Source organism: Micromonospora trifolii, assembly GCF_022229005.1.
In the GTDB taxonomy this organism is placed as follows: Bacteria; Actinomycetota; Actinomycetes; order Mycobacteriales; family Micromonosporaceae; genus Micromonospora; species Micromonospora trifolii.
The window spans coordinates 21,007-35,190 of sequence record NZ_JAKKFD010000038.1 but is presented as its reverse complement, the minus strand read 5'-3'; the positions used below and the strand labels follow the sequence as shown (position 1 = coordinate 35,190).

Here is a 14,184-nt window from a genome sequence, read left to right as displayed (position 1 = left end):
GGTCATGAGTGTCCGGGGGCCGCGACGGCGTGTTCGGCGGCGCGGCTGACCTGCTCCCAGCTCGCCCAGGTGCCCATCCGCCGACGGGCGATGTCGAACGCCAGGTCGTACACCATACGCCGACCTCGTCGTCGCCACCGCCCTCAACGGATTGCGCCCCCGCCAATCCGGCGAGTGACAATCGGTGGGACGGCTTTGCGCTGCCACAGGACGGTGCGGCAACATCAGGCGCCGTGACGACGGCACCAGGCACGGCCCCCGACAACGACACCCCGGCCGGCAACAACGGCACGCTCCGGTCGAGTCGACGGGTCAGACACTGGTTGGCCGGCGCCGGGGTCACCGCCCTGGCCGCCGTCCTCGGCATCACCCTCGCCGTCCGCGGCGGCGCCACCCCGGCCTGCGCCGCGCCGCCGACGGGCAACGCCGTCCACAAGGGAACTGCCAGCTTCTACGACGCGGGCCGCTCGGGAGGCAACTGCTCCTTCCCGGGCCCTCCGGCGGACCGGCTCTACGTGGCCCTCGGCGCGTCCCAGTACTCCGGATCGGCGGCCTGCGGCAGTTACCTGGAGGTGACAGGCCCGAAGGGCAAGGTCCGGGTCATGGTGATGGACCAGTGCGGCGGCTGCGGACCCAGCAAGATCGACCTGTCCACCGAGGCGTTCACGAAGATCGCCGACCGGTCGCAGGGCATCGCGTCCGTGACGTACCGGGCGGTGGTGAACCCGCCGCTCGATGGAGGGCTCACCTTTCGGATGAAGGGCGGCGCCTCGAAATACTGGTTCGCGGTGCAGGTCGGCAACCACGGCAACCCACTCCGCTCGGTCGAGGCGAAGGGACCGGGCGGCGGCTTCCGCAAGGCCGCCCGGCAGAGCGACAACCACTGGAGCATCGAGGGCGGAATCGGCGCCGGGCCGTACAGCATCAGGGTCACCGACGTGTACGGACGCCAGGCGACCGCCACCGGCATTCGGATGGTCACCAAGCAGCTGCAACGCAGCACTGCCACCCTCGCCAGCGCCTCCCCCACGCCCAGCAGCTCACCCTCGGCCTCGCCGAGCCCCACCACCGCGCCCACAGAGTCGGCCGCACCGACGGCGACCGTCGAAGCGCTCGCGGGTGCCGCCGCTCCACTCGACCGCCCCCGCTGCTGACCGCTTGGCCTTGAGTGACCCGGTCGCGGTGCCGCAATACGCGGCGGCTGGCCGAGGTTCGCGCTGGCTGGACTGCCCCGCTGGTCGACGTCCTGAGGGAGAGTCTCCGTCGTGAACAAAAGCCAGGGCGACGAGCAGGATCGGTTTCGCGATCCGTTGGTCAGTTTGTACGAGCTGGCAGCCGAGGACATCCACGTCGTCTGCCCACGCTGTGGGCACCGGGCGGTCAACGCCCCGCAGCCGAACAACAGCAGGTGGGTGGCCTTTTGGCCCCGTCGACTCACGTGCCCGGGGTGCGCGTACTCAGCGTCCTGGTCCCCACGGGGAGCTGCGGTCTCGTCCTGGAACGGTCCGGTGGATCCGTTCTTCCACCTGCCGCTGTGGCTGACGGCCCAGTGCTGTGGCGGGCACACGCTCTGGGCGTTCAACCGCACCCACCTTGACCTCCTGTCCGGATACATCGGCGCTCGACTTCGGGAGCGGGGCTCGGAGCCGGGTGGCATGACGCTGGTGGCGCGGCTGCCGAACTGGCTCAAGGCCGCAAACAATCGGGACGAGCTGCTCCGAGTCATCAGTCGACTGAGCGCATCGATTGACTGACCCTGGAGCGGCATCCCATTCCGCCGACACCGGCAGGCGGTAATCGAAGGCAGCGACCATGGGCACAATGCACGAGTGGATGGCTGGATTGAAGAGCTGTGGCTGGTCGCGATCGTCGAGGAGGTGCCCGACGACGAGGTCAGACGGTGGTGGAACAGCAAGGAGACGGAGCTCTTGGACCGCCTTGCGGCGACCGCGCCCGGATTTCGGCTGGGGACGATCCTGACCACAGTTGACGAGCCACAGCTCGGCAGCCCCAGCCGCCGGGTCTTCGATCTGATGTTCCTGCGCGGCACCTGCCCGCAGAACTTCCACCCCGATTCCTCAGCGCCCTACGTCCTGCCGCTGCTCGGCGCGGACCTGCGGTCGGCGTTGCTTGCGGCGTTCTCCCCGCAAGCCGACGATCACCCGCTCATGACGGCTGCTCCGCTCAGCGGACTGACCGAATTTCTCGACAAGCACTGGGGTGCGCGGTTGACGACACACTCGCCGACGGAAGCAGTACGCGTGTCACTGCCCGCCACGCTGGGCCGCCAGGGCACGGGCTAAGGTCGCGTCCACGACGGTGAGTGACGCCATGGCAATCGCTCCCGTGTAGGCCCGTCGGCCACCGTCCGAGCGGATGGCCTCCACTGCGTAGCAGCCGGTCAGCGCGAGATTCACGGCAGCGCGCGCCGCCATCCACGGCCAACGGGGGTGCCCACACAAGACGCCGGAACCGACGACGAGATCAGTCAAACCAACCGCTCGGGCCAGGACGGGGCGATCACCCAATCCGAGGGCTGCCGCGCCGCGTCGTGGCATGGCCGTCAACACCACACCGAAGCCGAGCGTCACGAGACCGACCGCATTCGCCAAGGTGTCCGCGCGTCGTCGAGTCATGTACCAGATCGTCGCAGGAAGATGGACAGAGGAGCGTGGCGTGGATTCGTTGGACCTGGAACTCTTCGCGGACTACCACCAGATCCACCTGAGCGACGACGGGTCGGCGGGCGACCTGAGCGAGGCATGGACGGACCAGGCGGTTGTCGACCGGCTGGCAGTGGTCGACGATGCGATGGCCATCGGCACGTCGGTCAACGTCACGGTCGCGGTGAGAGTCGACGTGCTGGACACTCCGCCTGTCGACGACTCCGCCGGCTACGACCATGTGGTCGAGGGGAGCATGCAGGTTCGGTCGGGCCGCATCGTGGTCATGGGTTGCACCGACTACGAGCCGGATGCCGCGAGGGTCCGGGTGCCGGTAGGGCCCGTTCGTGTCCGGGCAGCGAGCAGCAACCTTGCCGAGGCGGAGCGCTTGGGGGTCGACTCCGACGAATCCCCGCAGACGATGGAGCGGCTGCGGGTGCAGGTGTGGCCGGCCCCGAGTGAGAAGCCCGTGGTGTTGAAACGCTGGGACGGCGAATCCGGGTTGCTTCAGGACAGGTAGCGACCGAGTATCGCCGGGTGGATGCTGTGGTGCAGTGGGTTCGCACGTCGTGGACCAAGCGTTCGCGCGGCGGTGCTGAGGCGGTCCGGCGTAACGCCGTACCGGTGTCGTTCGCCCTGCCGGCACGGGCGGCGCCGCTCACCCACGAGGTGGACATGGCGGAGGCCGATGGGTTCGAGCCCCGCGAGGGCCTGCGACGCGTGTCGTACCGGAGCGAGGTGCGTCTCCGGCTGGTGGACGGTCAACTCCGGGTTGAACTGCTCGAGTCGGCTTGGGGTAGGCCGCGCCGTCACCGCCGGCCGCCCGCGGTGCGACTCGCGCACGGCGAATGGCTGCGCTGGCAGATCAACTACCGCTTCACCGGGACGACTGACGGCGCCTGGCTGTACCGCTTGGACACGCTCAATCTGTCGCATGGCGCAGTTCCGGCCGACACCTTCCTCGGCGAACCGCCTCGATTCATCGACGAGCGCGCACTTATCTGGTAGCCGCCACCGCCGTTCTTCGGCCCTTCGGACCCGCCGTACCATCCGACGATGATCTCGGAGACCTTCGATGCGCGTGGCGGGCTCACCTACGTTGACCGCCTCGACTTCACCCGAGGCAACCCCCTCAGAGCTGTCCGACGGATGGCCTGGCCGACGGTGAAGCTGCACGCCGACGACAGGACGTTGACCTTCACGTCGCGTACCGGATCGGACACCCTCGAGCAATTCAACGTGGGGGCGCTGGCGCACCATCTGTTTCACCGACGGTTCCCGGTGCCGGCGACCGCCGTCTGCTTCGACGTCGAGGGACGCGACCAGATCCTGCTCTTCTGGACTCCCCGCGCGGTCGCGGTCCTGCGAGCACTGGACAAGCTGGGCTGGGACGCCCAACAGCCCGAGCCCTGGACCCCGTACGTCTGAGCTGGTGGTCGTGCGGTAGTCCACCAACCTGGCGACCCGTCTTCGTCACCGTCCGCAGCGACGCCTGCCGGACGAGTGCGACCGCTGGCGAAAGAGAGAAGGGACACCCTCCGAGGCCCGTTGACATGCGTTTCGAGCGAGTGACAGCGTTGTCATCGACTTATTTCCTCCATTTGAGACGAGGAGCGCATCTTGCTCTATCGGAACTCACCCCGCCGCAGCGCGACAGCGGCCGCGGCGGCCGGCATTCTCATCACGGGGCTGGCGCTCGCCCCGTCCGCGCCGGCTCAGGCCAGCCGCCACCAGGCAAAAGACGAAGCCGTACGGTCGGGTGACGCACGTTTCGAGGTGCTGTCCCCGACCCTGATCCGCACCGAGTACCAGAAGGACGGCAGGTTCACCGACGCCGCCACGTTCAACGCCATCGGGCGCGATGATTTCCCCCGTACGCGTTTCACGAAGCGCGTCGACCACGGCTGGCTCATCATCGACACCGGCGCGATGACGTTGCGTTACCGCGTCGGCTCGGGCGCGTTCACCGCCGACAACCTCACGGTGCAGCTCAAGACCGGCAAGCAGGTCGTGCAGGGCCAACCCTGGGCCGGCCACACCGCCCCGGCCTGCGCGTTCGGCGCGCTCTGCGAGGCCGAATCGCTGCAGTTGAACGGCCCCGGCGTCGCCACCGACCACCAGGGATTCACCGGACGCGGCTTCGCGGCCGGTTTCGCCGCGTCCGGCGACTCGGTCACGTTCGCGCTCGACGCTCCCGAGGCCGGCACGAAGCAGCTCGCCGTCCGCTACGCCAACAGCACCGGCGGCGACGGCCAGAACGTGGACCGCACGCTGACCGTTCAGGTCGACGGCGACGCCGGCCACACGCTGACGCTGCCGCCCACGGCGAACTGGGACACCTGGGGCCTGGCCAACGTGCCGGTAGACCTCACCGCGGGCCGGCACGAGATCAGCGTCGTACGGGGTCCCAACGACACCGGCAACGTGAACGTCGACAGCCTCGCGGTGGTCAACCCGGGTGATCCGTTCCCGGCGCCGGCCACGCCCGAGCCGCAGCCCCTGCGGTTCGGCACGCTGGGAGAGGCCGAGACCGGCGCGCTGACCGGCGGCGCGAGGCCCGCGAACGACCACAACGGCGCATCCGGTACGGGATTCCTGGCCGGCCTGGAAAGCACCACGTCCGCCGACACGCTCACCGTGACGGATGTTCCGTCCGCCGGTGACTACCAGGTGCAGATCCGCTACGCCAACGGCCAGGCCGGCGCCCAGCCCAGCCAGACGCGCACCATGTCGGTCACCGCGGGAACGGCGGCGCCGGTCACGGCGACCCTTCCGCTGACCAGCGGGTGGGACTACTGGAACACCGTTTCCGTCCCGGTCCACCTCAACCGCGGCACCAACACCGTGACGCTGGGCTGCCCCACTGACGCCAGCTGCAACGTCAACGTCGACACGGTCGCCGTCACGAGCAAGGGCTCCCCGCTGCTCGCCCCGCACGCACCGCTCGGCGGCTACCGCCGGGGCCTGGACGGCGTGACAGGCTCCGCCCTCACCGCCCCGGGCCTGCTCTACCAGGACGGCTGGTACCTGCTCGACGACTCGGCCTCGGCCCTGAGCAACACCAAGCCCCGGCCCGCCGCCGAACAGGACGGCTACGTCTTCGCGTACGGGCAGGACTTCACCCGTGCCCTGAAAGACCTGTCGACACTGACCGGGCCCACGAAGCTGCTGCCGAAGTGGGCGTACGGCGTGTGGTACTCCGAGTACTACGACCGCACCGCCACCGAGTTCCAGAACCTGGTGACCCGGGCCAAGGCCGAGGGCGTACCCATGGATGTGCTTGTCCTCGACACCGACGTCAAGGCGCCGGACAAGTGGAACGGCTGGAGCATCGACCCCACCCGCATCCCCGACCCGAAGGCGTTCTTCGACTGGGCCAGAAAGCAGGGCCTGCACACCGGCATCAACATCCACCCGAGCATCCTCGGCTCGGACCCGAAGTTCGCGCAGGCGCAGGCCACCGCGAAGGGCAAGCTCCAGCGCGTCGGCTGCAACGGCGGTCCCGACTGCTACGCGTTCGACTTCGGCGACCCGGACCAGCTCACTGCGTACATGCAGCTGCACGACGGGATGATCCCGAAGGGCACCAAGGGCCCGGACCTCTGGTGGCTGGACTGGTGCTGCGACAACACGAAGTCCTCGCTCGCCGGGGTGACCGCTGACGCGTGGATCAACCAGCAGTACGCCGACAAGACCGGCTTCGCCTTCTCCCGGGCGTACGGCTCGTTGCAGGCCGGCGGCTACAGCAGCCCGACCCCGGTGTCGACCGGACCGTGGGCCGACAAGCGCACCACGCTGCACTTCACCGGCGACACCACCTCCGACTGGTCGACCCTGCAGATGGAGGTCGGCTACACGCCGGGCGAGTCGGCCGCGACCGGGCTGGCAGCGGTCAGCCACGACATCGGCGGGCACACCGGGGGCCTCCAGGAGCCGGGCAGCGAACCGGGCAGCACCAAGCTGCCCGACGACCTCTACGCCCGGTGGGTGCAGTTTGGCACGTTCCAGCCGATCGACCGGCTGCACTCCAACCACAGCGACCGGCTGCCCTGGCAGTACGGCCCGGCGGCCAACGCGTCGGCCAAGAAGTTCCTGAACCTGCGGAAGGAACTGCAGCCGTACACCTATGCCGCCGCCAAGGAAGCCACCCGCACGGGTACGCCCATCGTCCGCTCGATGTACCTGGCGTACCCGAATGAGCAGGCCGCCTACGCCACCGCCGGTTCCCAGTACCTCTACGGTCCGGACTACCTGGTGGCACCGGTGACAACGCCCGGCACCACCGCCACCACGTCGGTGTGGTTCCCACCAGGAAACAGCTGGACCGACATCTTCACCGGGAAGACGTACCGGGGCGGCACGACGCAGAACATCACCACCACGCTGGACACCATGCCGGTGTTCAAGAAGCACTAAAGCCTGTTTCTGCAGGGATCCGGACACCGGCCGGGTGGGGCAACCCACCCGGCCGGTTCGTTGTCTGGCTGGGCTCAGCGTCGGTGGGGCCGGCGGGCCAGGGGCAACCAGCCGAGGAACCTGGCATGCAGCGCCGGCAGGTCCGGACGCAGGCCCAGGCCGTACACGTCGTCGATCGCCTCCTGCATCGACGCGGCCAGGTAGAACGCCAGCGCAATCGAATGACCGTAGAACTCGGTTACGAGGGCGAGCTGAGCCGGTCCGCAGGGCCAGGGCGCGGCGCAGTTGCGGCACAGCCAGGCTGGACGCATCGGCAGGTGCGGGCGAGGGCGCGCGTTCATCCGACCCGCACCGGATTCCGCCGGCGTCTGGCTGGCCTGGTCGGTTTGACGGGCAGGGCTTGCAACCGCACGCCCGCACGCATGACGTACAACTCACGCCGCGCCACCGCGTCGCCCGCCGCATTCAGCTCGTAGCCCTCAATCCAGACCCATCCGTCGTACGTGTGCCGCTCGGGCAGCTCGCGGATGACGCGTACGAAGATCGGGCGCAGGAACTGCACGCTCGCCGCCGTGGTCAAGAGGATCACGTCGCCGGCCTTCAGGGGCTTGTTGGGTTTGTCGTCGGGCACGGTCTCCACCTTTGGTGCCGTCGGGAAGGGGCCGCTCCCGTGAGTGCTCGCCCGTCGGAAGCGGCCCCGCTACGAACGCGACCGCCGGGTCTCGTGGTCCCTGCCGGCCGCGCCGCCTGGTGACACTCTGCTGTGGAGGCCACTACGCTTGGAAGGCATCCCAGGTGGCCGGGCCGGAGCTGGCAGAACAGCCTCCAGGCGTGTGGCACCTCGGGCAGTCGATCTCCGATTTGAGGAGCCTTGAATGGCTGACGTGCCAAGTCCCCTCGCGGACTTCATCGTGAGCGAGATCCGTCGTGCTCGTGGAGCGTCCGGGATGACGCAAGAGTCGTTCGGGCGGGCGGCGGGCTTCAGCGCCTCACACGTCAGCGCCGTGGAGAGCGGCACCCGAGCGCTGACGATGGACTTCATCCGGGGAGCGGACCGCGCCTTCAGCAACGACGGGTTGTTCGGACGCCTGGTGGTGAAACTCGGTGCACCGTCGTGGTTTCTGCCGTGGCTGGACGCCGAGCGCGGCGCGCGGCAGCTTCGTCTCTTCGAGCCACTACTGATCCCTGGCCTGCTCCAGACCGAGAACTACGCCCGCGTCGTGATGCGCCTGAACGACCTCATGTCGGCCACCGAGGTCGACCAGCAGGTAAGCGCCCGCATGAGCCGACACAAGATCCTGACCGGCGACAGCCCGCCGCAGGTGGTTGCCGTGCTGGATGAGTCGACGCTCCGTCGCGCGGGCGACGAATACGCCGGCATCATGGCCGAGCAGGTCGCCCACCTCATCACCGTCGCCGAGCTGCCGCACGTTCACGTCCACGTGATCCCGGCGGGCGCTGGCCTCCACATCGGGCTGTCCGGGCCGTTCGCGCTCGCGCGAGCCGGTGACGGGAGCTGGGTCGGGCACCTTGAAAATCAGCTGGGCGGGATCGTGGTCGACAACGAAGATGAGCTACATACTCTTCAGACGAGGTGGGAGAACGTGAGGAACGAAGCACTCCCGCGCCGACAGTCCAACGAGCTGATGAAGGAAGTGCACAGCGATCATGGACCTCACTAACGCCACCTGGCGCAAGTCCCGGCGCAGCGGATCGTCCGGGGGCAACTGCGTCGAGGTCGCCGACAACCTGCCGGGCGTCGTCGGCGTCCGGGACAGCAAGGATCCCGCCGGCCCGGCCCTAACCTTCGGTCCGGCTGCGTGGCGGGCGTTCGTCGCTCAGGTCATCGAGCGGCCCTAACCACGTCGAGATAGCGGCTGGGAGCCCGCAACTCTTGCACCACCCCACGCTTGTTCTCAATCCTCGTCAAGGAGGCCGAAGCTTTCCGGCAGTTCGTCCAGCTACTCGCGCACCGCGCCACTCTCTCGGGCCGCCCGTGCCATCACAAGTCGGGTGAGCACCTCGCGCTCAGCCGGCTCCAGTGCGTCGAAGTGGCCGGCGATCGTAGGCGCCCACTGCGGTAGGGGAGATCGAGCAGCGACGAGCCCGGAGAAGGAGCGGAGCGCACGCATCTCGGTGGCCCGAGTCCGCCTCGGCCGGCGGTCAGCCACCGACAGCCGCCGGGGCACCGCCCACCATGTCTGAGCGGAAGCTGAGTCCTTGACCTGACGATGTCACAGGTGCTCGTTGGTCTGACGGCCGATGCCCGGATTCTTCGGAGTGACGGGTCACTGCGGCGGGCGTCATTGGCCGTCCCCGCACGGGAAGTGGCGCAATGCTGTGCCACCGATGCAACAAATTCCGGTGCTGCTTCGTGTTGGAGGTGAGTAAGGGGGTCGGTTGACATTCGAAGAGTTCGTCGCGGTGCGACTGCCAGCGCTCCTGCGGCAGGCGACGGCGCTGGCTGGGGATCCGCACCTGGCAGAGGACGTCGTGCAAGACGTGCTCATCAAGGTGCAGCCCAGGTGGATGCGAATCCGCGAGCTGGATCTTCCTGAGCTATACATTCGCAAGATGATCGTGAACGAGCTGATGTCGGCTCGTCGTCGGGTCGCCGCTGCGATCCGACGGGAACGGGTGCAGCCGCCGATTCAGGAGAAGGACCGAGCGGAGCTGGTTGTACAACGGGACGCTCTCCTGCGGTTGATCCGCGCGCTCCCGCCCCGACAGCGCATCGTGATCGCGCTGCGCTATTACGAAGACATGGCTGACGGTGACATCGCCGTGTTGATGGGCTGCAGCGTAGCGACGGTGCGCAGCCAGGCATCACGAGCACTGGCCAAGCTGCGATCTGTCGCGGAGCTAGAACCTGCCCGGGGGGAAGAATGATCGACAGGGAAGAGATCCGTGCAGCGTTCAGCACCATCGCCGACGATGCGCCGTCGCCGGAGCGGATCCGCACCAATCTTGTCAGCCTTGCGCGGCGGCACAGGCAGCGCCGGGTGATCCTGCGGGTTGCCGGCGTGGGAGTGGCTGCGACCACGGTGGGTGTCGTTGGGGCGAGCGCGTGGCGACTGTCGCAGAATGCGGAATCCGAATTTCCCGCACTGAGCGGAGGTCTCGGGGGCGGCTGGCTTGAGGTCCCCCTGCGCTACCGTCCGACATGGCTACCCCACGGGTACGGGCAAACCGGACGCACGGTCGTCGTGGTTGGCGACGAGGCTCCCGTTGTGTCATTGGACTGGCAGCAAGCTATCTCGGCCCAAGACGGCAATAGCCCCATCATCTCGCTGATGATCGGATCACACGAGTCTCTCGATGCCGACCGGCCAGAGGGACGGACCGAAACAGTCGACGTGAACGGCATACCCGCTCAACTCGTCCAAAGTGATCGCTTCGGCAACGGCACCTATGTCATCTGGCAATCGCCAGGGCAGCCGCAGTTGATCGTCACTGTGCTGAACAAGGATGAGCTTGACGAGCAGCGGGCGCTGGCCCTGCGCGTGGCCCGTTCAGTTCGGCCAGATCAGCAGCGCACCTATGTTGGTCCGCGCTTCGGCTGGTTGCCGACAGATTTGAACGCCACTCCCTGGCGACTCAGCCAGGGGTATGAAGGCCAGCATTGGATCCAGGACGTGTCGGCTACCGGCACCGGAGGGCGGCAGCTTCAGATCTTGATGGGGCCTGACGTGCATACGAAGTTGGCCAATTGGGATGCTGGGGCCCAGCCAGTGCAACTGAATGGCTCAGACGCACGGTATGTGCCGGAGAAAGGCCAACTCTTCCTGACGCTGGCCGACGGCATCCAGGTGTTCATCGGACTAGACGAGGCATCTGGCCAGAATAGCCAACCGGGTGGAGACCCGAGCCCCATCAAAGGGCCGGCAAAAGTGCCTCCGGAGCTGGCGCGGATCATGGAATCATTCGAATACGGGCCCTGGCCGGACATGACATGGATAGGCAAACGATAAGTGCGACAAAGCCATACCACGGCATCGAAGGGCCTGCCTCGCACTCTGCTGGCTAGGCATTAACGACCAGCTCAGAGCCTCGACCAGGGGATCTGAGCTGGTGGGCGACTGACGAGTCGACCTGTACGCCGGATTATGAAGGTGAAACATGCCCTGAGCAGGCGGTTCGTTCGCCTGACACCTGCTCAGGGCGTCGCCAGGGCGTCTGGAGAGATCAGGGAGCCTCGACGACGGCAAACCGCTCGGACACAAGTCGGCGGGATCGAACCGCCACTACCCGGCCGCCGTCGGGCCTAAGAGGTCCGGGGACACGAGGAAGACGGCCGTTCCATCCTCGGCCGCTACGCCGTCAGGCTCGGTCGAGACCAGGACCAGCGGCACCGACAAGGCATCGGACTCATCCCGGAACTCCTTGACGACGCACCGCACCGCAGCCGGCCTCGGCAACACGGACCCGGGATCGAGGTCGGTACCGAAGATCGCCGCCTTGTCGACGAGCGACCACACGCGGCCCTGCGCATCGGTGAACACGACCCGGACCACGGCCGGGAAGGAGGCCCGGTCCACCCACTCGACCGCTTCGCAGGCAAGCTCGAAGTGATCACCAGGTCGGAGGGCATGTCGGTCCATCTGTCGAATCCTGCCTGTCGAGGTATCTCAAGGCACCGCGCTCCGCGCGGTGCGGGGCGGCGAGCCCGGCCGGCGGCAAGCCGCCCCACGGTCGGATCTCAGGCCAACGCGAGTTCGTCCGGGAAGCGCTCATGAAGCGCGGCGACCGCATGCCGCAGGCAGTACTCAAGGCTGTGGCCGTCGACCCTGATCGAGGCACCATCGAGCCGCTGACCCGAGATCACCACGGTCCAGGGCTTGCGTTCCCGCTCCCCGTCAATCTTGACCAGCCCGACGAGACCCATTTCCCCCAGGTGCTCCAGCAGCTCCGGCACGCACTCGTCCCACCTCATGCACGAATGGGACCACCAAGGCCGCTACGGAAGCCAGCGGATTGCCCTGGTCGTGCGTCAGGGCTTCCGGCTACCGCCCCAGTCCAACCCCAGGACTGGCTTGCCACTAATCCCCGGGATGCAAACACGTCAGGAGGCACCCAGCCTGATCGTGCTCCGCAGTCGTACCCTCGTGATCGTCGAGGAGGTTGCCGGGTGACCATTTCGTGGAGCGCCACGTCTCCGACGTCAGGGAAGTTTTCTTCGGTGGAGCGGTCCGACTTCGCCGGCCTCATCGAGCGGTTCGACGAACTGCGCGCCCAGGGGCGCGGCTACCTCGAAGTACGGGGCAGCGCCGCGTTCCCTGTGCTGACGCTGGGGTTCGCGGGTGCTGCGACGGTCGTCCATTTGGTGACGGACGAGGGCTCCATGTCTCTCCTGGCTGCCAATGAGCCTGCCGACGCAGATGCGGAAGTGCAGATGTTGGACGACCTGGTCGACTTCACCGCGGACTTCGTTCTCAACCTCGAACGCGCCTGGCAGGTTGTCGAAGAGTTCGTCCGCACGGGTGATCCTCGTCGGGCAGGAGAGTGGCGCGAGTTGTAGTGATGGCTATGGCGGATTGCTACCGCGCGTTGCCGCAGCGGCCAAGCCGGCACGTAACCAATTGAGCCGACGCTCAGGGCGTCTCCAGGGCGCCGTCAGTGCGTCGACCGCCGGCCAAAGTCGACCAACAACGACCATCGACGCCCGAATATAGAACCAGCTCAGAGCCTTAATCACGCCTCTGAGCTGGTGGGCGACGGACGAGTCGACCTGTACGCCGGATTCTGTGCGCGGCGCGCACCCCGAGGGGTTTGCGCCGGCGGCGGCCATCCATCTGGGCCTGCCGTTGCCGGCAGGCTCTAGCGGCCTACCCGCAGACATCGGGCGGGCAGCCCTCAAGCGTCTGCGCCGGGTCGTCATCTTGCGGTGACGGCCCTTGCTTGGCCTTGCTCCGGGTGGGGTTTACCGAGCCACCCCGGTCACCCGGGGTGCTGGTGGGCTCTTACCCCACCGTTTCACCCTTACCGTCCCCGTTGGGGTCGGCGGTCTGTTTTCTGTGGCACTGTCCCGCGGGTCGCCCCGGGTTGCCGTTAACAACCACCCTGCCCTGTGGAGTCCGGACGTTCCTCGGCGGCGGGCCGAAGCCCGCCGACGCGGCCGCCCGGTCGACTCGTCCGTCGTGCTCTCATCCTAACGACGAGCGTGCTGCCGGTATTGCCGCCCCGCCTGGGCAAGATCGAGCAGCTCAACAACGATCCGGCGAATGCTTGCCGTAGGGCGACGGCTAGCCTCGTGGGGCTATGGATCTCTCCCACGCCGCGCTGCTGCTCGCCGCCGGTCTCGCCGCTGGCACTGTCAACGCGGTGGCCGGTGGCGGTTCGTTGATCACCTTTCCGGCGATGATCGCGATCGGGTTGCCCCCGGTGCCGGCGAACGTCAGCAACTCCGTCGCCGTCTTCCCCGGGTACCTGGCCAGCGTGGCGGGCAGCCGGCAGGACCTGCCGCGTCCTCGCGCGCTGGCGACGCTGGTGCCCACCACCATCGTGGGCACGATTGTCGGGGCGTTGCTGCTCCTGGCCACTCCGGCCCGCGCGTTCGAGCTGGTCGTACCCTTTCTGGTCCTCGGCGCGACAGCGGTCCTGGCCTTCCAGGACCCGCTGCGCCGGCTGGTCGGTCACCCTCGGGACCTGTCGCCACGCCGGCGGACCATCGCGGTGCAGACGATGGTCGCGCTCGGTGCGGTGTACGGCGGTTACTTCGGTGCGGCGCTCGGGGTGATGCTGGTGGCCGGGCTGGCCCTGGTGCTGGACGCGACACTGGCCCGGGTGAGCGCGATCAAGAATCTGCTCTCGGCGGTGGTGGGGTTCACGACGCTCGTGGTGTTCGCCCTGTTCGGCCCCCTGAACTGGGCGGCGGTCGCGGTGGTCGCGCCCGCCACCCTGATTGGGGGGTACGCGGGCGCCAGGCTCGTCCGCCGGCTGCCGCCGGTGGTGCTCAAGACGGTAATCGTGGTGTTCGGTACGACGATCGGCCTCTACCTGCTCTGGCGCGCCCTGAACTGACGGGCGCCCGACGCCAAGATCCACGCAACTTCAGGGATAGTGCTGCTTCAGCCGGCAGCGAGGCAGCAGTTTCCCCGAAACTGCG

General features: G+C 67.8%; 18 protein-coding genes, 1 other RNA gene and 1 pseudogene. 13 read left to right on the top strand and 7 right to left on the bottom strand.

Annotation, left to right across the window (positions count from 1 at the left end):
- Nucleotides 1-2: 2 nt before the first annotated feature.
- Nucleotides 3-113 (bottom strand): annotated as a pseudogene (locus tag NIE79_RS22985) (short-chain dehydrogenase); the annotation flags it as partial.
- Nucleotides 114-233: 120 nt separating this feature from the next.
- On the opposite strand from NIE79_RS22985, the gene NIE79_RS22980 reads away from it, so the two are divergent.
- The 3 genes from NIE79_RS22980 to NIE79_RS22970 all read left to right on the top strand — a co-directional run bounded on the left by NIE79_RS22980 (nt 234) and on the right by NIE79_RS22970 (nt 2,303).
- Nucleotides 234-1,154 carry an expansin EXLX1 family cellulose-binding protein gene (locus NIE79_RS22980; RefSeq protein ID WP_238680526.1) on the top strand — a complete coding sequence of 307 codons (921 nt, stop codon included), beginning with the start codon at nt 234-236 and terminating at the stop codon, nt 1,152-1,154.
- A 354-nt stretch (nt 1,155-1,508) separates the two neighbouring features.
- On the top strand, nt 1,509-1,754 hold the full coding sequence (locus NIE79_RS22975) for a hypothetical protein (RefSeq protein WP_238680525.1): 246 nt from the start codon (nt 1,509-1,511) through the stop codon (nt 1,752-1,754).
- Nucleotides 1,755-1,829: 75 nt separating this feature from the next.
- Nucleotides 1,830-2,303 carry a hypothetical protein gene (locus NIE79_RS22970; RefSeq protein ID WP_238680524.1) on the top strand — a complete coding sequence of 158 codons (474 nt, stop codon included), beginning with the start codon at nt 1,830-1,832 and terminating at the stop codon, nt 2,301-2,303.
- On the opposite strand, the gene NIE79_RS22965 is transcribed toward NIE79_RS22970, so the two are convergent.
- Entirely contained in the window at nt 2,265-2,636 is a 372-nt protein-coding gene (locus NIE79_RS22965) for a hypothetical protein (RefSeq protein ID WP_238680523.1), read from the bottom strand. The genes NIE79_RS22970 and NIE79_RS22965 overlap by 39 nt on opposite strands.
- Before the next feature lie 40 nt (nt 2,637-2,676).
- On the opposite strand from NIE79_RS22965, the gene NIE79_RS22960 reads away from it, so the two are divergent.
- The 4 genes from NIE79_RS22960 (at nt 2,677) to NIE79_RS22945 (ending at nt 7,079) form a co-directional block, all read left to right on the top strand.
- On the top strand, nt 2,677-3,183 hold the full coding sequence (locus NIE79_RS22960) for a hypothetical protein (RefSeq protein WP_238680522.1): 507 nt from the start codon (nt 2,677-2,679) through the stop codon (nt 3,181-3,183).
- Nucleotides 3,184-3,200: 17 nt separating this feature from the next.
- A complete protein-coding gene (locus NIE79_RS22955; RefSeq protein ID WP_238680521.1) occupies nt 3,201-3,671 on the top strand; it encodes a hypothetical protein in 471 nt (156 codons plus the stop codon).
- Nucleotides 3,672-3,719: 48 nt separating this feature from the next.
- Nucleotides 3,720-4,091, top strand: coding sequence for a hypothetical protein (locus NIE79_RS22950; protein WP_238680520.1), 372 nt, complete (start codon nt 3,720-3,722; stop codon nt 4,089-4,091).
- A gap of 192 nt (nt 4,092-4,283) precedes the next feature.
- Nucleotides 4,284-7,079: a TIM-barrel domain-containing protein gene (locus NIE79_RS22945; RefSeq protein WP_238680519.1), complete on the top strand. Its 2,796-nt coding sequence runs from the start codon at nt 4,284-4,286 to the stop codon at nt 7,077-7,079.
- A 74-nt stretch (nt 7,080-7,153) separates the two neighbouring features.
- Here NIE79_RS22945 and NIE79_RS22940 read toward each other — a convergent pair whose 3' ends face one another.
- Nucleotides 7,154-7,420: a hypothetical protein gene (locus NIE79_RS22940; protein ID WP_238680518.1), complete on the bottom strand. Its 267-nt coding sequence runs from the start codon at nt 7,418-7,420 to the stop codon at nt 7,154-7,156.
- Nucleotides 7,417-7,710, bottom strand: a complete 294-nt coding sequence (locus NIE79_RS22935) for a hypothetical protein (RefSeq protein WP_238680517.1) — start codon at nt 7,708-7,710, stop codon at nt 7,417-7,419. The genes NIE79_RS22940 and NIE79_RS22935 overlap by 4 nt, the downstream gene beginning before the upstream one ends.
- Before the next feature lie 244 nt (nt 7,711-7,954).
- On the opposite strand from NIE79_RS22935, the gene NIE79_RS22930 reads away from it, so the two are divergent.
- From NIE79_RS22930 to NIE79_RS22915, 4 genes are all read left to right on the top strand, one after another.
- A complete protein-coding gene (locus NIE79_RS22930; protein WP_238680516.1) occupies nt 7,955-8,761 on the top strand; it encodes a helix-turn-helix domain-containing protein in 807 nt (268 codons plus the stop codon).
- Complete coding sequence (locus NIE79_RS22925; protein WP_238680515.1) at nt 8,748-8,939, top strand: DUF397 domain-containing protein; 192 nt, start codon at nt 8,748-8,750, stop codon at nt 8,937-8,939. Before NIE79_RS22930 ends, NIE79_RS22925 begins: the two co-directional genes overlap by 14 nt.
- A gap of 540 nt (nt 8,940-9,479) precedes the next feature.
- A complete protein-coding gene (locus NIE79_RS22920; protein WP_238680514.1) occupies nt 9,480-9,968 on the top strand; it encodes a SigE family RNA polymerase sigma factor in 489 nt (162 codons plus the stop codon).
- Entirely contained in the window at nt 9,965-11,050 is a 1,086-nt protein-coding gene (locus NIE79_RS22915; protein ID WP_238680513.1) for a DUF4367 domain-containing protein, read from the top strand. The genes NIE79_RS22920 and NIE79_RS22915 overlap by 4 nt, the downstream gene beginning before the upstream one ends.
- Before the next feature lie 273 nt (nt 11,051-11,323).
- On the opposite strand, the gene NIE79_RS22910 is transcribed toward NIE79_RS22915, so the two are convergent.
- Together NIE79_RS22910 and NIE79_RS22905 are read right to left on the bottom strand one after the other, a co-directional pair.
- Entirely contained in the window at nt 11,324-11,680 is a 357-nt protein-coding gene (locus NIE79_RS22910) for a hypothetical protein (protein WP_238680512.1), read from the bottom strand.
- 98 nt (nt 11,681-11,778) lie between these two features.
- Nucleotides 11,779-11,994 (bottom strand): hypothetical protein, encoded by a 216-nt coding sequence (locus tag NIE79_RS22905; RefSeq protein WP_238680511.1) that lies wholly within the window; start codon nt 11,992-11,994, stop codon nt 11,779-11,781.
- A gap of 213 nt (nt 11,995-12,207) precedes the next feature.
- Here NIE79_RS22905 and NIE79_RS22900 point away from each other — a divergent pair, with 213 nt between their 5' ends.
- A complete protein-coding gene (locus tag NIE79_RS22900; protein WP_238680510.1) occupies nt 12,208-12,597 on the top strand; it encodes a hypothetical protein in 390 nt (129 codons plus the stop codon).
- A gap of 197 nt (nt 12,598-12,794) precedes the next feature.
- On the opposite strand, the gene rnpB is transcribed toward NIE79_RS22900, so the two are convergent.
- Nucleotides 12,795-13,210, bottom strand: an RNA gene (rnpB, locus tag NIE79_RS22895) — RNase P RNA component class A.
- A gap of 127 nt (nt 13,211-13,337) precedes the next feature.
- Between rnpB and NIE79_RS22890 the strand changes: the two genes are divergently transcribed.
- Nucleotides 13,338-14,099: a sulfite exporter TauE/SafE family protein gene (locus NIE79_RS22890; protein WP_238680509.1), complete on the top strand. Its 762-nt coding sequence runs from the start codon at nt 13,338-13,340 to the stop codon at nt 14,097-14,099.
- The last annotated feature ends 85 nt before the right edge of the window (nt 14,100-14,184 follow it).